The sequence below is a fragment of the Ensifer sesbaniae genome (genome assembly GCF_013283665.1).
In the GTDB taxonomy this organism is placed as follows: domain Bacteria; phylum Pseudomonadota; class Alphaproteobacteria; order Rhizobiales; family Rhizobiaceae; genus Ensifer; species Ensifer sesbaniae.
On sequence record NZ_JABEKU010000001.1, the window covers coordinates 2939190 to 2957588 of the forward strand.

At 62.4% G+C, this 18399-nt stretch carries 21 protein-coding genes; 9 read left to right on the plus strand and 12 right to left on the minus strand.

Going from position 1 to position 18399, the window contains the following annotated elements; genetic code table 11:
* Positions 1-27 precede the first annotated feature (27 nt).
* Entirely contained in the window at positions 28-450 is a 423-nt protein-coding gene (locus tag BHMPCIPO_RS14315; RefSeq protein WP_173517366.1) for a BA14K family protein, read from the plus strand.
* Positions 451-636: 186 nt separating this feature from the next.
* Here the strand turns inward: BHMPCIPO_RS14315 and BHMPCIPO_RS14320 are convergent, their stop codons facing one another.
* Both BHMPCIPO_RS14320 and BHMPCIPO_RS14325 read right to left on the minus strand, forming a co-directional pair.
* A complete protein-coding gene (locus BHMPCIPO_RS14320; RefSeq protein ID WP_173517367.1) occupies positions 637-1278 on the minus strand; it encodes an MBL fold metallo-hydrolase in 642 nt (213 codons plus the stop codon).
* Positions 1279-1345: 67 nt separating this feature from the next.
* Complete coding sequence (locus tag BHMPCIPO_RS14325) at positions 1346-1510, minus strand: hypothetical protein (RefSeq protein ID WP_173517368.1); 165 nt, start codon at positions 1508-1510, stop codon at positions 1346-1348.
* 148 nt (positions 1511-1658) lie between these two features.
* Between BHMPCIPO_RS14325 and BHMPCIPO_RS14330 the strand changes: the two genes are divergently transcribed.
* Together BHMPCIPO_RS14330 and BHMPCIPO_RS14335 are read left to right on the plus strand one after the other, a co-directional pair.
* Positions 1659-2282, plus strand: a complete 624-nt coding sequence (locus BHMPCIPO_RS14330) for a DUF1236 domain-containing protein (protein ID WP_173517369.1) — start codon at positions 1659-1661, stop codon at positions 2280-2282.
* Positions 2283-2612: 330 nt separating this feature from the next.
* Positions 2613-2879, plus strand: a complete 267-nt coding sequence (locus tag BHMPCIPO_RS14335) for a hypothetical protein (protein ID WP_173517370.1) — start codon at positions 2613-2615, stop codon at positions 2877-2879.
* A 179-nt stretch (positions 2880-3058) separates the two neighbouring features.
* On the opposite strand, the gene BHMPCIPO_RS14340 is transcribed toward BHMPCIPO_RS14335, so the two are convergent.
* Entirely contained in the window at positions 3059-3949 is an 891-nt protein-coding gene (locus tag BHMPCIPO_RS14340; protein ID WP_173517371.1) for a branched-chain amino acid aminotransferase, read from the minus strand.
* A gap of 269 nt (positions 3950-4218) precedes the next feature.
* Here BHMPCIPO_RS14340 and BHMPCIPO_RS14345 point away from each other — a divergent pair, with 269 nt between their 5' ends.
* The 3 genes from BHMPCIPO_RS14345 to BHMPCIPO_RS14355 are packed head-to-tail and all read left to right on the plus strand — an operon-like array spanning position 4219 to position 6867.
* Complete coding sequence (locus BHMPCIPO_RS14345) at positions 4219-4695, plus strand: MarR family winged helix-turn-helix transcriptional regulator (protein ID WP_173517372.1); 477 nt, start codon at positions 4219-4221, stop codon at positions 4693-4695.
* Between the two features lie 55 nt (positions 4696-4750).
* Positions 4751-5452, plus strand: a complete 702-nt coding sequence (locus tag BHMPCIPO_RS14350) for a response regulator (protein WP_173517373.1) — start codon at positions 4751-4753, stop codon at positions 5450-5452.
* 32 nt (positions 5453-5484) lie between these two features.
* A complete protein-coding gene (locus tag BHMPCIPO_RS14355; protein ID WP_173517374.1) occupies positions 5485-6867 on the plus strand; it encodes an ATP-binding protein in 1383 nt (460 codons plus the stop codon).
* Positions 6868-6971: 104 nt separating this feature from the next.
* Here BHMPCIPO_RS14355 and BHMPCIPO_RS14360 read toward each other — a convergent pair whose 3' ends face one another.
* From BHMPCIPO_RS14360 to BHMPCIPO_RS14385, 6 genes are all read right to left on the minus strand, one after another.
* A complete protein-coding gene (locus tag BHMPCIPO_RS14360) occupies positions 6972-7535 on the minus strand; it encodes a protein-tyrosine phosphatase family protein (protein ID WP_173517375.1) in 564 nt (187 codons plus the stop codon).
* 5 nt (positions 7536-7540) lie between these two features.
* Entirely contained in the window at positions 7541-7882 is a 342-nt protein-coding gene (locus BHMPCIPO_RS14365) for a tRNA-binding protein (RefSeq protein ID WP_173517376.1), read from the minus strand.
* A gap of 36 nt (positions 7883-7918) precedes the next feature.
* Positions 7919-8878, minus strand: a complete 960-nt coding sequence (locus BHMPCIPO_RS14370; RefSeq protein WP_173517377.1) for a LysR family transcriptional regulator — start codon at positions 8876-8878, stop codon at positions 7919-7921.
* 349 nt (positions 8879-9227) lie between these two features.
* Positions 9228-10046, minus strand: coding sequence for a pyrroline-5-carboxylate reductase (proC, locus tag BHMPCIPO_RS14375; protein WP_173517378.1), 819 nt, complete (start codon positions 10044-10046; stop codon positions 9228-9230).
* Positions 10047-10048: 2 nt separating this feature from the next.
* Positions 10049-10549, minus strand: coding sequence for a type III secretion system chaperone family protein (locus BHMPCIPO_RS14380; protein WP_043618087.1), 501 nt, complete (start codon positions 10547-10549; stop codon positions 10049-10051).
* A gap of 448 nt (positions 10550-10997) precedes the next feature.
* Positions 10998-11258, minus strand: a complete 261-nt coding sequence (locus BHMPCIPO_RS14385; protein WP_173518179.1) for an accessory factor UbiK family protein — start codon at positions 11256-11258, stop codon at positions 10998-11000.
* Between the two features lie 213 nt (positions 11259-11471).
* On the opposite strand from BHMPCIPO_RS14385, the gene lgt reads away from it, so the two are divergent.
* Together lgt and BHMPCIPO_RS14395 are read left to right on the plus strand one after the other, a co-directional pair.
* The gene (lgt, locus tag BHMPCIPO_RS14390; RefSeq protein ID WP_173517379.1) at positions 11472-12311 is read left to right on the plus strand and encodes a prolipoprotein diacylglyceryl transferase; all 840 of its coding nucleotides are present in this window, start codon (positions 11472-11474) and stop codon (positions 12309-12311) included.
* A gap of 63 nt (positions 12312-12374) precedes the next feature.
* Positions 12375-13478: a class I SAM-dependent methyltransferase gene (locus BHMPCIPO_RS14395; protein ID WP_173517380.1), complete on the plus strand. Its 1104-nt coding sequence runs from the start codon at positions 12375-12377 to the stop codon at positions 13476-13478.
* 28 nt (positions 13479-13506) lie between these two features.
* Here the strand turns inward: BHMPCIPO_RS14395 and BHMPCIPO_RS14400 are convergent, their stop codons facing one another.
* The 3 genes from BHMPCIPO_RS14400 to BHMPCIPO_RS14410 all read right to left on the minus strand — a co-directional run bounded on the left by BHMPCIPO_RS14400 (position 13507) and on the right by BHMPCIPO_RS14410 (position 17234).
* Complete coding sequence (locus tag BHMPCIPO_RS14400) at positions 13507-15252, minus strand: TRAP transporter large permease (RefSeq protein ID WP_173517381.1); 1746 nt, start codon at positions 15250-15252, stop codon at positions 13507-13509.
* Positions 15249-15917 (minus strand): TRAP transporter small permease subunit, encoded by a 669-nt coding sequence (locus BHMPCIPO_RS14405; protein WP_173517382.1) that lies wholly within the window; start codon positions 15915-15917, stop codon positions 15249-15251. The genes BHMPCIPO_RS14400 and BHMPCIPO_RS14405 overlap by 4 nt, the downstream gene beginning before the upstream one ends.
* A 174-nt stretch (positions 15918-16091) precedes the next feature.
* A complete protein-coding gene (locus tag BHMPCIPO_RS14410; RefSeq protein WP_173517383.1) occupies positions 16092-17234 on the minus strand; it encodes a TRAP transporter substrate-binding protein in 1143 nt (380 codons plus the stop codon).
* Between the two features lie 370 nt (positions 17235-17604).
* On the opposite strand from BHMPCIPO_RS14410, the gene pgeF reads away from it, so the two are divergent.
* Entirely contained in the window at positions 17605-18399 is a 795-nt protein-coding gene (pgeF, locus tag BHMPCIPO_RS14415) for a peptidoglycan editing factor PgeF (RefSeq protein WP_173517384.1), read from the plus strand.

Here is an 18399-nt window from a genome sequence, read left to right on the forward strand (position 1 = left end):
CGGTCCATGCGATAGGATTTGAAGCCCATGAACAAGTTCATCAAAGCAGCCGTTCTCTCGGTCGCCGCCGCCGCCATGGTCATCCCGACCTTCGGTGTTGCCCAAGCAACCCACCGGCATCACGACAACAGCGATGCGTGGGCGGCAGGCGCAGCGGGCCTCGTCGCCGGCACGCTGATCGGCGGCGCGATCGCCTCGCAGCCGCGCTCCTACGGCGGTTACGGCGACCGCGTCTATATCGATCCGGAACCCGAATATTACGAGCCGCGGCCGGTCTACCGCGCCCGCCCGGTCTATCGTGAGGTTTATCGTCCGGTCGCCGTCGAGACCTATGGCGTCGAGCCCTGGACGCCGGCATGGTACCGCTATTGCTCGCAGCGCTACCGCTCGTTCGATCCGGACAGCGGCACGTTCATCGGCTATGACGGCCGCAGCCATCTCTGCCGCTGAGTGAGGTCAGCCTACAGCGCCGCGCGTCTTATGAGACGCGCAAAGGTCTCTGTAGGACTTTGATTTGCTGCATGTCTTCGTCCTTAAATCGAGTTCGATTTAAGGAGACATGCAGTAGAACTTGAAAAGCACATGCCTCGCCCGAGGCATGTGCTTTTTTCATGCCATGTAAACGCAAACGCGCTGTCAGAGCCCGCGCAGATAGGGGTTGGTGCGGCGTTCCTCGCCGATCTGGCCTCCGGGGCCATGGCCGCAGATGAAGCCGACATTGTCGCCGAGCGGCAGGATCTTGTTACGGATGGAATCGAGCAATTGCTGGTGATTGCCGCCCGGCAGGTCGGTGCGTCCGATCGAGCCATGGAACAGAACGTCGCCGACATGGACGAAATTCTGTGCCCGGTTGTAGTAGACGACATGGCCGGGTGCGTGGCCGGGGCAATGCAGGACCTCGAAGACATGATCGCCGAAGGAAACGGTATCGCCCTCTTCGAGCCAGCGATCCGGAATGACGTTCTGGACCTTCATCGCCAGTCCAAAACGCTCGGCCTGGCTCTCGAGCCGTTCGAGCAACGGCAGGTCGTCCTTGTGCGGGCCGATGATTTCGAGCCCGAGCGCATCCTTCAATTCCTTGGCCCCGCCGGCGTGGTCGATGTGGCCATGGGTGATCCAGATCGCCTTCAGCGTAATGCCGTTCTCGCGAACCGTCTGCAGGATGATATCGACATCGCCACCTGGATCGACGACCACGCCCTCCTTGGTTTCGCTGTCGAACAGCACCGTGCAATTCTGCTCGAAATGGGTAACTGGAATGATGCCCGCCTGTAACATGCGCGTCTGCCTCTATAGGATCTGTTGTTCTTCCTATAACGGCAATTGGCGCCGGTGACAGCGCCAATCAGCGCAGAATGGCGACTTGGCTGGTGGTGGCTTGCGGCGCCGGCCATTGCACGGTCGTCATCAGCAGCGCCGAAATTACCAGCTCCGCGGCAACGACGATGCGCACGACAGGCTTCAGGCCGCGGGCCGTGACGTTGTTATGATCCTGTTGAATATCCTGCATTTTCGCCCCTCTCCTGCTGCCGGTTCTTCAGGCGCTCGGGCCGCGGCAGCCGTGAGAGAATGTCACGGCGTCACATTTCGTGACGTTCCCGGGGGAACATCCGCGCGCACGCGGGCGTTTCGCCCTCATCAAGAAGAGGAGAAAGATGATGGTGAAGCTTACCCGCCCCCTGTTGCGAGCCGCTGCGGCCGCGGGTTTGGTGCTGACGGTCGGCATACCGGCCGCTTTCGCAGCCATGACCGCCACCACAGTCACGGATCTCAACATCCGCACGGGTCCGGGCCCTCAATATCCGACGGTCGGCCTGGCGACCCGCGGTAGCACGGCGGTCATCGACGGCTGCATCGAAGGCAGCAAATGGTGCCGCATCGATATCAATGGCGTACGCGGCTGGGTCTATGCGCGATATTTGACGACTGACTTCGGCGGTTCGACCGTCGTGGTGCAGGAACGTCGCGCCGACCTCGCAATTCCCGTCGTCACCTATGAGGCGCAGCCGAGAGATCCGGTGATCGTCAGCAGCGGCGATGCGTTGATCGGCCCGGTCGAAGAGATCGATCCGATCGTGCCGCCGGCCACCGTGCGCACCTACATCGCGTCGAACCCTGGCGAAACCGTCTATCTCGATGGCGAAGTCGTGGTCGGTGCCGAGCTGCCGCAGACCGTCGCGGTCCGCCGCGTGCCAGACTATAACTACGACTATGTCAGCATCAACGGCCAGCCCGTGCTGGTCGAGCCGGCGACGCGGCGCATCGTCTACGTCTATCGATAACGGACCCCGCTACTCCGGCGATCAAGCGGTCGCCGGAGAATAACCCGTTTTCCGCCTCTTCTCCCATCGTTCGACCCGCGCACGAATCACGCATTTCGTTCAGCGCAGACCGAGATCCGATCGTTCCCGATACCGGAACGTGCTTTCCTTCGTGTCACTGCGAAACGCTGCTTCCGCCTGAAATCAAACCATTTCAATAGGTAAGGTTCCGGCCGTCCGGCGGCGATTTCGGTCAAATTGACAATAATCCAGATTCGGCTTCAACCTATCGGTGCCGGATCATCGGCTTTTGGTGGCCCGTCTACGACGAGCCACGACACGGAGGGATCAATGGAAGCATTAATGCCTATCATTACCCAATTGATCGCGGGGGCGGCCGGCGGCAACGCAGCCAGCGCAGTGTTGAAGCAGCAGGCATTCGGTATCGTCGCACGGACAATCGTCGGCGCGATCGGCGGCCTGGGCGGAGGGTTCCTCATTCAGATGCTCGGCGGCGAAGCCGCCGCGACCGGCCTTGCCATGCAGGTCATCGGCGGCCTGGTCGGCGGCGGCGTGCTGAGCGGCATTGTCGGACAGTTCCTCGGCAAAACCGCCTGACCCGATCATCCGTAGCAAGACAAAAGGCGGCCCGGGGCCGCCTTTTGTGCATCAGATCGCGGCTTCTGCTGCGCATGTCCTTTTACCTGGCCGGTTTAAGGACAATACACGCAGCCATTCAAAGTGCGACCGCGGCCAATGCGCGTCTTGAAAGACGCGCGGGCGCTGTAGGGGCCGTGTTACTCGGCGGCCGCAGCGACCGGGTAGACCTCCTTCATGTAGTCGTTCATCAGCGTCTCGGAGATCGTCGCCGGCGTGAAGCGATAGGGGCCGATTTCGGAAACCGGCGTAACTTCGGCGGCGGAACCGGTCAGGAAACACTCGGTGAAACCGGACAGTTCCTCCGGCATGATCGCCCGCTCGACAACCTCATAGCCGCGGCGCTTGGCGAGCTCGATGACCGTGCGGCGGGTGATGCCGTCGAGGAAGCAATCCGGTACCGGCGTATGGATGACGCCGTCCTTGACGAAGAAGATGTTGGCACCCGTCGCTTCGGCCACCCGGCCGCGATAGTCGAGCATCATCGCATCCGCATAACCCTTGGCCTCCGCCGCATGCTTGGAGATGGTGCAGATCATGTAGAGGCCGGCGGCCTTGGACTTCGCGGGCGCGGTCCGCGGATCAGGGCGGCGATACTCGGCGATGTCGAGCCGGATGCCTTTCAGCTTCTCCGCTGGATCGAAATAGCTGCCCCATTGCCAGATGGCGATGGCGACATTGATGCGGTTGTTCTGCGCCGAAACGCCCATGCTCTCGCTGCCGCGCCAGGCAATCGGCCGCACATAGGCTTCGGAGAAGCCCTGACGCTTCAGGAGCTCCACGCTCGCCTCATCCAGTTCTTCCACCGAATAGGGAATCTTGAAGCCGAGGATATCGGCCGACTTGTGAAGGCGCTGGTTGTGTTCCGTCAGCTTGAAGATGCGTCCGCCATAGGCGCGCTCGCCCTCGAAAACGGCGCTGGCATAGTGCAGGCCGTGGGTCAGCACGTGGATCTTGGCGTCCTTCCATGCGACGAATTCGCCGTTGAACCAGATCTCTCCGTCCAACTGATCAAATGGAACCGCTGCCATAGTGTCATCCTCCGGCGCATATGCGCCATTCTCTGTTGATTATCGTCCTGCTTTCAGTCTATCGGCAAACTGACTGAGGGAAAATTCAATTTCGTGATTTTGGATTTGCGATCGGAACGGCGGGGCTTATCCTTTCAAGGTGTTGCCAACGCCAAATGTCTCGCTTACCGAGCGAGGACGCTAACGACGCGGTAAAAATATGTCAATAAAGCTGACATATTTTTCCGAATGTTTCGCAAGTTGCAATCTGGCTGAAAGGAAATGACCGCGTGGCCGGCCAATCCAAAGAGAACACCCGGTATCTCAGCGATACCGCCGCCGATGATGACACGATCGATTTCGAGATCATCGAGTTGCTCTTCTTTGCCTATCGCGACTTCACCTCCGACCCGGATGCGATCCTTGAAAAGAGCGGCTTCGGGCGGGCGCATCACCGGGTCGTGCACTTTGTCGACCGTGAGCCCGGCATGACCGTCGCCGACCTTCTCGACACGTTGAAGATCACCAAGCAGAGCCTCGCCCGCGTCCTCAAGCAATTGATCGACTCAGGCTACATCCGCCAGGAAACCGGGCCTGAAGACCGCCGCCAGCGCATGCTCTATACAACCGAGGAAGGCCAGGCGCTGGCGCGTGCTCTGGCCGAGCCACAGTCCCGCCGCATAGCGGATGCATTGGCAAGATCGGGTCCGGGCGCGCGGGAAACGGTCAAGCGCTTTCTCGCCGGGATGAAGAACGCCGCAGACTGACACGAGGCTCGCCGCCGGCAGACGGCGCGGGAGCCTGGAATTTGGGAAGCGTGGAATGACGACAAAAGCGACTGTCTCGGACGATGCGGCTCACCTTCTGGTCGTTGACGACGACCGGCGCATCCGCGATCTCCTCAACCGCTACCTGGTCGAACAGGGATTCCGGGTGACGACCGCGTCCGATGCGGACGAGGCGCGGCGCAAGCTCGTCGGCCTCGACTTCGATCTTCTGATCGTCGACGTGATGATGCCGGGCGAGAGCGGCATCTCGCTGACCCATAGCCTCCGGCAGATCAAGTCCGTGCCGATCCTGATGCTGACGGCCCTGGCGGAATCCAATTCCCGCATCGAAGGTCTCGAAGCCGGGGCCGACGACTATCTGTCGAAGCCCTTCGAACCGCGCGAACTGGTGCTGCGCATCAACAACATCCTGCGCCGCAACCAGCCGGCCCAAGCGCCCAAGGTCGACCAGGTGATCTTCGGCCCCTACACTTTTTCGGTGGTGCGCAAGGAACTCCGACGCGGCGCCGACCACATCCGCCTCACCGATCGCGAACAGGAGATCATGACGCTCTTCTCGCAGCGCGCCGGAGAGACCATCCCGCGCCACGAACTGATCGGCGACGATGCCGAGGTCGGCGAGCGCACGATCGACGTGCAGATCAACCGCCTCCGGCGCAAGATCGAGGACGATCCGTCCAATCCGGTCTGGCTGCAGACGGTGCGCGGCATCGGCTACCGGCTGAGCGTGGACTGAGATGGCAGCCCTTCCGATGAGCGCAGCGTCCCATGGCAAGCTTTGACGGTATAGAGCGCGGGGCGGCGGGTTCCAGCGATAATGCCTGGCGGCGCTTCACGCGCTGGCTGCGCCGCCGCCTGCCGATGGGCCTCTATGCCCGTTCCCTGCTCATCGTCATCATCCCGATGGTGCTCCTGCAGTCTGTCGTCGCCTTCATCTTCATGGAGCGCCACTGGCAACTGGTGACACAGCGCCTGTCTGCCGCCGTGACCGGCGACATCGCCGCGATCGTCGATCTCATCGATACCTTCCCCGATGATCGCAACATTGCCGAGATCATCCGCATCGCCCGCGAGCAACTCGATCTCAGCATTTCCGTCGATCCGCCTGGCGAACTGCCTCCGCCACGGCCAAGCCCCTTCTTCGAAATCCTCGATCAGATCCTCGGCGAAGAAATCTCCAACCAGGTCCGCCGCCCCTTCTGGATCGATACGGTCGGCAACTCCAAGCTCGTCGAGATCCGCATCAAGCTCGACGACGGCCGCATTCTGCGTGTCTACGCCCGGCGCAACCAGGCCTATGCCTCGAACACCCACATCTTCCTCGTGTGGATGGTGGCGGCATCGCTGGTGCTGCTGGCGATCGCGATCCTGTTCCTGCGTGGTCAGATCCGGCCCATCCTGGCGTTGGCCAAGGCCGCCGAAAGCTTCGGCAAGGGCCAGAAGATCGACGACTTCGCGCCGCGCGGCGCCGATGAGATCCGCCGCGCCGGCCTTGCCTTCATCCTGATGCGCGAGCGCATCGAACGCCAGATCGAACAGCGCACCGCGATGCTGACCGGCGTCAGTCACGACCTCAGAACCATCCTCACCCGCTTCAAGCTGCAATTGGCCCTGGCCGGCAACAATCCGGATCTCGAAAGCCTCAACCAGGATGTCGAGGACATGCAGAACATGCTTGAAGGCTACCTCGCCTTCGCCCGTGGCGAAGCGGAGGAGGACGTCGGCCAGTTGAAGCTCAGCGAGCTGATGACGCGGCTTGCCGCGGAAGCCGAATTGCTCGGCAAGACGCTGACCACCTCGATCGAGGGCGAGGATGAGGTTCGTGTCCGGCCGAACGCCTTCACCCGCCTCGTCGCCAATCTCGCCTCGAACGCCTATCGCTACGCCAACACCGTCAACGTCGACGCCCGCCACAGCGCCAAATGGGTCACGATCACCGTCGACGACGACGGTCCAGGCATTCCCGAGCGATCGCGCGAAGACGTGTTCAAACCCTTCTTCCGCCTAGACGAGGCACGCAATCTCGACAGTTCCGGCACCGGCCTTGGCCTTGCGATCGCCCGCGACATCGCCCGCAGCCACGGCGGCAACGTCACGCTGGGCGACAGCCCGCTCGGCGGCCTCAGGGCAACGGTGCGCGTACCGGCTTGACCGCCGTGAGGCGGCTTTCGCTCGGCAGCCTGTCGCGTCACCTCCCCCGCTGCAACCGATGGCCCAAACGCTATGCCGCCGCGCTGCTGTCAGACGCGTGAGAACTACCGCTTGTAGATCGACGTCAGGCCGCGGCGTTCGTTGAAGCGGCGCCAGGCGTCGATGCGGCGCGGGTGGCGGGCGCGCATGACATCGAGCGGCGCCAGAAGCCGGCCCTCGCGGCCGAGGGCTTCGTCGAGGATCTCGATGATCCGTCGGTTCGGCCAGGGTTTGCGGGTGATCGTCAGCAGCGCCCGGAAGGCTTCATCCTCGCGACCCGCGCCGAGTTGATGGGCAATCAGCCCATAGGCGAAGGCCGTGGAACGGCTGACGCCGGCGTGGCAATGCACAAGAATGCGGCTCGACGCATCCTCGGCGGCGGCGCGCATCGCCTCGAATACTTCCAGCACCAGATCCGGAAAATGGCGGGTGACGGTCGGGTTTTCCTGGTCGCGCATGCGCACGACCCGGTGGCTCGCATCGGCGATGACAGGCACATTGGCATCCGGCAGCTCCGGATCGAGCAGCGAAAGCACGTGGCTCGCGCGCCAATCGCGCGCGGCATCGGCTGCGCGCCAGAGGCAAGAAACCTTGACGCGCTCCGGAATAGCTTCGAATGCGATGTTCATGGGGATCACATCAGTTTTTTGCCGTTGGGGATCGGCCGTTCGGCGGCAGCCAGCACGATCGCGCCGGCTTCGTCTTCAAAGCCCAGCGTCAGCACTTCGGAGCGCACGGGACCGATCTGGCGCGGCGGAAAATTGACCACGCCCAGCACCTGCCGCCCGACGAGTTCTTCCGGACGATAATGCACCGTGATTTGGGCCGATGATCTTTTTATGCCGATCTCCGGCCCGAAATCGATCTTCAGCTTGAAGGCCGGCTTGCGTGCTTCCGGAAACGGCTCGGCCTCGACGATCGTGCCCACACGAATATCGACGCGTTCGAAATCAGCAAATTCAATGGTTTCAGCCATAACAATTCCTTTGTGAAAAGTTCTGTTCCGTCGGGCTTAAAGTATCGGGGGAGATTCCGGAAGCAGGCCGATTTCGGCGGATCCCCCGTGAAATCTTGCCTCTTGCCAAGGGCGGCGCGAGAACTGCTCGGCCAGGAAATCGACAAAGACGCGCACCCGCGGCGGCAGGAAGCGCCGGTGCGGATAGACCACGGTGATCGGTTCCGCCTCGGCGTGGTTGCAATCGGTCAGAAGCGGCACCAGCAAGCCCGCCCTGATGTCATCGCCGACGAGAATTTCCGAGAGCCGCACGATCCCGATGCCCGCGAGCGCAAGCCGCCTCAGCGCTTCCGTGCTGTTGGCCTCGACAGAACCACGAACACGGATCGCATGCCGACTGCTGCCATCGTGGAACTCCCAGACATTGAGGCGACCGTGGGCGGTAATGGCAAGGCAGACGTGCCGTTGCAACTCGTCGGGGGTTTTGGGAACGCCATGCCTCTCGAGATAACCCGGCGCCGCGCAGATGACACGGCGGTTGGATGCCAGGCGCCGGGTCACCAATGTACTGTCGCTTTGCGCCGCAACCCGTATTGCGACATCGGCATCGCCGTTCATGAGATCGACGATCGCATCGCTGAAATCGAGCTCGAGATCGATCTCGGGGTACCGCTCGATGAAATCAGGCAGCATCGGCACGATCAGGCGATGGCCAAAGGCACTCGGCAGGCTGACCCGCAGACGGCCGCGCGGCTCGGCACCCGGCTGGATCGCGAACTCCGCATCTTCGATGTCGCCGAGGATGCGACGGGCCGACTCCGCATAGGCACTGCCTTCGCTCGTCAGGCTGATGCTGCGCGTCGATCGCTGCAGCAGGCGCACGCCGAGGCGCGCCTCGAGCCGGCCGATGATCTTGCTGACCGCCGACGGCGTCATGTGCAGCCGGCGCGCAGCCGCCGAGAAATCGCCCTCCTCGACGACGGCGAGAAACACCGCCATGGCTTCCTGCCGATCCATTGTATCTATTCCATTTCGTCACAGCTAAAGGGAATTTATCATGGATTATCGCGTCCAGCGATAGGCTGTAACTTGGAACCTGAACGCAGACGAGACGCTGAAGGGTGAAGGAAATGGGCAAGCAGCGGAACGATGTACCGACGAGCTACCAGCTTCATGCGTGGGCGCGACGTCAGCGCAGCGCCGCGATCGGCGACGCGTGCCGCCGGGCAATCGGCGCGATCTGGAGGATCCTGTTCGAGCGGCAGACACACCGGGAGCGTGGTGCTTGCGCAAGCGCGTCCCGCACGTGCACGCCTTAGCGGAAATCACGACACCGGTGCCGTCAAGACGCGGCGGCTTCGCTCGCTCAGCCTGCCAATTCCTCGGCCCGTTTGCGCGCAGCCGCGATCGCCTTGTCGAAAAGCGGCTGCATGCCATCGGCGGCCATCAGCACGGAGAGTGCCGCCGCCGTCGTGCCGCCGGGCGAGGTCACGTTCTGGCGCAGCCGTGCCGCTTCGTCGGGGGACTGGTGCAGGAGCTCGCCAGCGCCCGCGACGGTTTCCCGCGCAAGCCGCATGGCGAGGTCCGCCTCGAGGCCGGCCTTGCGGCCCGCCTCCGCCATGCACTCGACGAGGTAGAAGACATAGGCCGGGCCGCTGCCTGAAACGGCCGTCACCGCGTCGATCTCGGCTTCGGTCCTGACCCACTCGACGGGACCGCTCACCTTCAAGAGATCGTGAACCTGGGCGCGCTGCGCTTCGCTGACGCGCGCATTGGCAAATGCGCCGGTAACGCCGCGGCCGATCATCGCCGGCGTGTTCGGCATGGCGCGAACCGTGGCGGCAGCGGCGAGGTGTGTTTCGATGAAGGCGAGCGTCTTGCCGGCCGCGACCGAGACGATGACCGTATCCGGCCCGACGAGCGGCTTCAGCGGCGGCAGCACGGTTTCCATCACCTGCGGCTTGACCGCCAGGAAGATCACGCCCGCCTGGACGCCGGATGGCGCCGACGTCGCATGTGTTATGCCATTGTCGGCGATGAGCTTGGCCATGGCCGGCGGCGGGCCGGGATCGACGACAAGCACGTCGGCGCCTTTGACGCCACTCTTCAGCCAGCCGGAAAGCATGGCGCCGCCCATATTGCCGGCGCCGACGAGGACGATGGGACCGGAAGCGGCATTCGTCATGATCAGGCTTCTCCAACCGTTTCGAACAGGACCGCATCGACGGCGCGCTGCGCGTCCATGCCGGACCAGACGACGAATTGAAACGCCTGATAATAGGATTCGCAAGCGTCGAGTGCGCTCGAAAGCAGAACTTCGACCTGCTGGTTGGTGGGCTCGGCGCCGCCGGCAAGCAGCAGCGACTGGCGGAAGATCACCACTTCCTCCTGACGCCACAGGTCGAAGTGGCCCATCAGCACCTGTCCGTTGATATGGGAGAGCAGGCGGATGACTTCGTTGACCCGGCTTTCCGGAACCTTGATGTCGAAGGCGCAGGCGAGATGCAGAGCCTCGAATTCCTCCATCCAGGAGAAGGAAACGTGGTAGTCCGCCCACTTGCCTTCGACCGTCATGGCGATTTCGTCTTCGCCGGATCGCTCGAACGACCAGTCGTTGTTTGCAGCCACGAACTCGATCATATCGACCGGGTTGGATTGGCGCTCGACTTCCATTTCCAAAAGGCTCATGCATCACCCTGTATAGGTGTGGCGCAGACGTGCATCATCACGCTCACAAGACGCAACGCTGCAAACCCGACACCGATTACAAACACACTATGATTGCTGAACTCACATCCATCCTGGCTGACTTACCCTGCCCGGAGCTTGCGTGGTTCGTTTCGAATCATCATTTAAAATCAGTGTATAATGGCGGAGTCTGGCTGCCAGCCCCCGGGCCGAAAAATAGCCGGGATGAATCGCGTCCACGTTGTCATTTGGATGAAGCGCGAGAGCTTAACCGACTCTGCCATAAGGGTTTTTTGGCAGTGTCCACAGGTGGAAAACTTTTCAGGTTTTATTAACCAGCCTCAACGGCGTTTCAGACGATCCAGGACAAACGACAGCAAAACGCCCGCGAAACCAGTTCGCGGGCGAAGTAAAAACGCTGAAATACCGTTATTTCGGCGGAATCGCGTTACTTGCCGGTCTCGGCGAGACGCGCTTCCAAAGCCTCGATGCGGGCGAGCAGCGCATCGTTTTCCTCGCGCGCCTTGATCGCCATTTCCTTGACCATCTCGAACTCCTCGCGCTTGACCACGTCGAGCGAGTTCAGCGCCCGTTCGGCCTGTGCGCGGAAGGCGGTCTCGACTTCGCGGCGCACGCCCTGGGCGGCACCTGCGGCATCGGTCATTATCTTGGCAAAGTCATCCAGAATGCGGTTGGCGCCTGTGCTCATCGTCGCGATCTCCATTTCAGCCATCGCCTCGCATTGCGATGCGGTCATGCATTTCAGGTAGGGTCAGCGGCGAGCGGATGCAAGGAAAATCACATGCCATCACGCCGCCGTGTCCAAGGCGCGCGCACAGGCGCCTTGACCCGGCGGAAATCGCTCGCCATGTTCCGCCAAACAATCGGCCCCTGCCCGAGAAAATAGATACGAGAGCATATCTTGGAAACTTTAGCGGCCCGCCTCGCCATCCTGCCCTTCCCCGAAATCGACCCCGTCATCTTCCAGATCGGGCCTCTCGCCGTCCATTGGTACGGGCTCGCCTATGTCGCGGGCATCCTGATCGGCTGGTTCTATGCGCGCCGCCTCGCGATGAATACTGCGCTCTGGCGCAACGAGACCCCCGCCATCACGCTGCAGCAACTCGACGACTTCCTGCTCTGGGCCGCCGGCGGCATCGTTCTCGGCGGCCGCATCGGCTACATCCTCTTCTACGATCTCGGCTCCGTGCTCGGCAATCCGATCCGCGCCATCGAAATCTGGAACGGCGGCATGTCGTTCCATGGCGGTTTCCTCGGCACCACGCTCGCCATGATCATCTTCGCGCGGCGCAACGGCATCGGTCTCTGGAGCCTGTTCGATATCGTCGCTGCCGTCGTCCCGATCGGCCTGTTCTTCGGTCGCATTGCCAACTTCATCAACGGCGAGCTCTGGGGCCGGCTGTCGTCGATGCCCTGGGCAATCGTCTTTCCGACCGGCGGGCCCTTTGCCCGCCACCCGAGCCAGCTTTACGAAGCGGCGCTCGAAGGCCTCATGCTGCTCTGCGTGCTCGCCTGGTTCGTCTACCGCCGCCAGGCGTTGAAATCGCCGGGCCTTGTCACCGGCATCTTCGTGCTTGGCTACGCCTCGAGCCGCATTTTCGTCGAATTCTTCCGCGAACCGGACGCCCAGATCGGCTATCTTGTCGGCGGCTGGCTGACGATGGGCATGGTGCTGTCGCTGCCGATGGCACTCGCCGGCATCTGGGCGATCGCCCGGGCGCGCCGCGCGGCCGCAGCCTAAGCGCGGAAAGAGGAGGAACGGTGCGTGCGGCTTTCCTGCCGCACCCGTCAACTGGGCGAACGCATGACGACACCACTCGCGGACAAGATCAAGGCGCTGATCAAGGCTCACGGGCCGATCAGCGTCACCGATTATTTCTCGCTTTGCCTGGCGGATCCGGAGCACGGCTATTACCGGGTGCACGAGCCTTTCGGCAGGGAGGGCGATTTCACCACGGCGCCGGAAATCAGCCAGCTCTTCGGCGAGATGATCGGCATCTTCCTCGTCCACGCCTGGCAGCAGCACGGCAAGCCCGAAGGTGCCGTCATCGCCGAGATCGGCCCCGGCCGCGGCACGATGATGGCCGACATGCTGCGCGTCGTGCGTCGCATCGCACCGGAGCTCTATGCATCGGCCGGCGTGCATCTCGTCGAAACCAGCGAGCGCCTGCGCAAGATCCAGTCCGAAACCCTTGCCGCCCACCGCAACAAGGTCGAATGGCACGCAAGCTTCGAGACTTTGCCCGAAGGCTTCCTGCTGCTCGCCGCCAACGAGCTGTTCGATGCCATCCCGATCCGGCAATTCGTGCGCACCGCACAAGGGTTCCGCGAGCGCATGGTCGGCCTCGACGCCAACGACGAACTGACCTTTGCCGCCGGCGTCGCTGGCATCGATCCGAGCCTCCTGCCGACGCCGGCACAAGGGGTCGCCGAAGGCACGATCTTCGAGATCGCCCCTGCCCGCGACGCCGTCATGTCCGCCCTTTGCGAGCGGCTGAAGATCAGCGGCGGCACCGCCGTGATCATCGATTACGGCCATCTCGCCACCGGCTATGGCGATACGCTGCAGGCCGTTCGCAATCACGAGTATGATCCGCCACTCGCCAATCCGGGGCGGGCCGATCTCACCAGCCATGTCGATTTCGAGCAGCTGGCCCGCCGCGCCAAGACCGACGACGTGCAGATCAACGGCCTTGCGCACCAGGGCGATTTCCTCGTGGGGCTCGGTCTTCTCGATCGTGCCGCGGCACTTGGCCGCGACAAGGACGCTGCGACGCAAGAGAGCATCCGCCAGGACGTGGAAAGGCTCGCCGGCGCCGGTGCCGGCAAGATGGGCGAACTCTTCAAGGTTCTCGCCGTCAGCAGCCCGCCGGTGCCCCTGTCACCCTTCCGCAAACCGAAGGCCTGACGCAGCAGTCCGATGAACGGTCGACTCGTCAGCTGCCGTAGAGATAGTTGGGCAGCCAGAGGGTTATCCCGGGCCAGAGATACATGATGACCATGCAGAGCACGACGATCAGCATGTAGGGCATCATGCCGGCGAAGATCTGGTTGATCGTCACATGCGGTGGCGAGACCCCCTTCAGGTAGAAGGCGGACATTGCGACCGGGGGCGACAGGAATGCCGCCTGCAGGTTGACGAAGACGAGAACGCCCCAGAGCACCGGATCGATGTCGAAGTGCTTGAGCAGCGGCAGAAAAATCGGCACGAAGATGATGATGATCTCGGTCCATTCGAGTGGCCAGCCGAGCAGGAAGATGATCGCCTGCGAAAGCACCATGAACTGCACCGGCGTCAGATCGAGCGACAGCACCCATTGCTCGATCAGCGCCTGGCCGCCAAGTATGGCGAAGACGGCGGAAAACAAGGCCGAGCCCACGAAGAGCCAGCACACCATGGCCGTGGTCTTCGCCGTCAGGAACACCGCCTCCTTGGTGCGCTTCCAGTTGAGCGTGCGGGCCTGGAAGGCGAGCAGGAAAGCCCCCGCAGCACCGACGGCCGCAGATTCGGTCGCCGTGGTGATCCCGAACAGGATGACGCCGAGCACGACGATGGTGAGGATGCCGAGCGGCATGACGGAAGAGATCAAGAGCTTCACCACCTGCAGCCGTTCCGCGTCCATGTTGCGGTAGTAGCGGATGAGCACGACCGCAGCGCTTGCGGCAATCAGCCAGAAGGACACGTAGAAGGCAGTCGTCGGCCCGTTGATCAAGGCCGGCCCGGCATCCGCCGCCGGCGCGCCGAGCTGTTCCAGACCCTCCGGCGCCGCCTCTTCCGCCGATGCCTGCGGATGGATGACGACATACCACCACACGAGCGCCATGGAGAGAGCCGTCAGTGTGAGCGGTACCAGGGCAGCGCCGAAATTCTTGACGAGCGCCCAGTAGCTGAGGGATCCCTCCTCGGTTTCGAGCGCGAGCGCCCTTGTCGGCGAGACCAAAGCGCGGGAAAGCCCCGCCAGCATGTTGTGCGAATACGCCGCCTGCAGGCCGCGCATCCATGCCCTGACCGGCACCTTGTTCTGTTCCGCGGGCAGCGGCGGAGCGATCTTCGGGCTGATGAGCGCCCAGCCGAGAATATAGGCGAGGTAGAGCAGCGCGAGGAAAAAGCCGGGGAACATGGCAGCGGCATAGAGTTTCACCACGGATTGTCCGGCAACTGCCGCATAAACGATGATCATCACCGAGGGCGGGATGAGAATGCCGAGTGTGCCGCCTGCGGTGATCACGCCGGAGGCGAGCTTTACGTCGTAGCCGGCGCGCAACATCGGATTGAACGCAATCACCCCCATCAGCACGACGACTGCACCGACAAGACCGCTGGCGATACCCCAGAAGGTGCAGACGATGAGAGTAGCGACCGCGAGCGACGCCGGCACCCGCTTGAACGCGAGCTGGATGCTGTAAAACATCTTGTCGACCAGTGCCCCGCGCTCCATCACATAGCCCATGAGCACGAACAACGGGATCGAGATCAGAACGTCATTGGTCATCGCCCCATAGGTGCGCTGCACCATCAGGTCGAAGACGCGATTGTCGATCCAGTGCTCGGCCGGATTGTAGAAGGCGTAGAAGCCGAAGAGCATGCCGAGCCCCATGAGCGTAAACGCCGTGGGAAACCCCATCATGATGACCACCACGATGAGCATCAGCATCGTCAGTCCGAGGAGTGGATCGCTCACGTTTCGCTCCCTCCCCCCAAGCCCCGTTGCCGCGCCGCCCTATCGATCTCCTGCGCACGTTCGATCGCCGCCTCGCGCGTTTCCGTGTCCACGTGCTCGCTGTGCTCGAGTTGCTCGGCAACGACGTCGAGCTCCTCCACATCCCTAAGCCGGCTCGGCCATTCGCCGGTCCGCAGGCAAACGATGCAGCGCATGATCTCGGCCAGTCCCTGAAGCAGGACGAGACCGCCTGCAACCGGAATGACGGTCTTGAAATAATAGATCGGCGGCCCCTCGGCCGTCACGGTGGAATGCTCGCCGATCCGCCAGGAAAGCGCTGCGTAATCGTAGCCGGCGTAAACGAGCGCGGTGACGCCGGGCAGGAAGAAGAGGATGTAGAGGACCAGATCAAGGGCGGCCTGCGTGCGCGGCCGCATGGAACTGTAGAGGAAGTCGCCGCGCACATGGGCATTCTGCGCCAGGGCGTATGCTCCGGCGAGCATGAACAGAGTGCCGTAGAACATGTTGCTGGCGTCGAATATCCAGGCCGTCGGCATGTTCAGGACGTAGCGTTTGACGACCTCGACGCAGACCAGCGTCATCAGCCCGATAATCAGCCAGGCTGCAGCTTTGCCGATCCACACGCTGATCGCATCGACCCTGAGCAGAAAATGCTGAACGTTCACGCATGCCCCCGCTGCAAGAGGGACGTTACAACGGCGCGCCTCAGAACGCACAGACTTCGCTGTAACGCGTTGATTTATCGAATAACGTGATCCTTCGACTGTCTCCGAAATGCGAATTGGGATCTGGCGTCATCCGCCGGAAATCCCGACTGATTGACGCGAAGCGACCGTGCCTCAGAGATCTTTCGCCACGCCCTCCTGTCCGAAGTAGTGATCGAATGCCAGCCGCCGGCCAACGACGGTGTCCTGTTCCCAGCGCGTGGCCCGCTCAGCAAAGGCGATCTGAGATTCGAGGATCTCCTTGAACAGCGGGTTTTCCGCTGCCTTCTTCTTCACCACCTCGTCGTAGACCTCCATCTGCTTCTTGAGAATAGCCTCCGGGGTCTTGTAGAACTTGACCTTGTCGACCGTCTGCATCTCCAAATAGTCCCTGGAATAGCGATCGATCGCCTTCCAGGACATGTCCGCGGACGCCGCCTCGACGGCGTTGGTGATAACCGCCTTCATCTGCTCAGGCAAACCATCGTATCTCTGCTTGTTGAACAGAACTTCGAACTGCTCGGCATTCTGGTGGTAGCTCTGCAACATGCAGATCTTGGATACATCCGGGAAACCGAGCACCCGGTCAGACGAGGCGTTGTTGAACTCGGCCGCGTCGATCAGGCCGCGGTCGAGTGCCGCAACGATTTCGCCGCCCGGCAGCGCATTGACCGCCGCGCCGAGCCCGGTAAAGACGTCGATCGAGATGCCCACGGTACGGAACTTCAGGCCCTGGAGATCCTCAGGCTTTGCGACCGGCTTCTTGAACCAGCCGAGCGGCTGCGTCGGCATCGGCCCGTAGAGCAACGAGACGACGTTGGCACCAATCGATTCATAGAGCTTTGCCAGCAGTTCTTTGCCGCCACCGTATTTGTGCCAGGCGAGCAGCATGTTGGCATCCATCGCGAAGCCCGGCCCGGAACCCCATAGCGCCAACGCCGCCTGCTTGCCGTAATGGTAGACCACGACACCGTGGCCGCCGTCGAGCGTTCCTTGCGATACGGCGTCGAGCAGCCCGAAGGCCGGCACCACGGCGCCGGCGGGCAGCACCTCTATCTTCAAGTCGCCACCGGTCATATCATTGACCTTCTTGGCGAAATCGAGCGCAAATTCGTGAAAGATGTCCTTGGAGGGCCAGGTGCTTTGCCAACGCATGCTGATCGGCCCCTGCGCCCTGACAACCTTCGGCGCGGCGACCATTGCAACCCCGGCCATTGCGGCTCCACCCAGGAACTTGCGACGCGACGTTCGACCCTCGATCTGGGTTCTTCGTTTCATCTTCTCCTCCCGGAAGCTCAGCTATTCCGTTATATTAGACAATACTCCCATAACGGGTCCCACGCAAAGATTGCAGGCGCCATCGCTCGAAAACCTGCAGGCAGGAGCCATATCCAAACTTCCTGGTTGTCCGCTTTGCCTCGCGCCGGCGCGGGCATTGGGAAGGCGCTCTCGTCAACGCGTATCGCGCCGTGGCTGGGCCCCAACCGCACTTCAAGATCGTAGGCCGTCGGCATCCCCCGTCGTTCGGGAATTGACAGCCCAGCCATCGCGGGTCAACATCGCGCCGGCAAATCAGCCGCCAGTCGCCGGGCCGGAGCGCGCCCCCAAACCCATTGAATTTATTCATAAAGCAAAGGCACATATACCGATGCAGCATGACGCCGCGCTTTCTCCCGTGCAAAGCTCGCTGTTTAGCGAGAAGGTCGGGCCGGCAATCGCCCACGGTTATTTCACCCGCCAGGGCGGCGTTTCCGAAGGGCTTTATCGCGGCCTGAATGTCGGTCTCGGCTCGAAGGACGAAAGAGCTCACGTCAACGAGAACCGCAGCCGCGTCGCCCGCTGGTTCGGCGCGCCGCTGGAGCGGCTGGCGACCGTGCACCAGGTCCATTCTCCAGACGCCGTCATCATTGACGGAAGCTATGACGGCGCGCGGCCCGACGCCGACGCGCTGGTGACGGCGACACCGGGCATCGTGCTCGGCGTTCTGACCGCCGATTGCGGCCCCATTCTTTTTGCCGATGCTGAAGCCAATGTCATCGGCGCGGCCCATGCCGGCTGGAAAGGTGCGCTCGGCGGCGTGCTCGAAAGCACGATCGACGCGATGGTGACGCTCGGCGCCCGGCGCGATCGCATCGTCGCCTGCCTCGGCCCGTCGATCAGCCGCCGCAACTACGAGGTCGGCGCCGAATTCGTCGAGCGCTTCGTCTCGTCGAACGAGAGCTACGCATCCTATTTCAGGCCGTCCGACCGCGACGGCCACGCAATGTTCGATCTGCCAGGCCTCACGATCCGCCGGTTGACCGAAGCGGGCGTTACCGCCGAAAATCTCGATATTTGCACCTATGCCGACGAGGAGCGTTTTTTCTCCTACCGTCGGACGACCCACAGGCAGGAGCCGGACTACGGCCGACAGATTTCCGCCATTTGCATACGGGGGACCTGA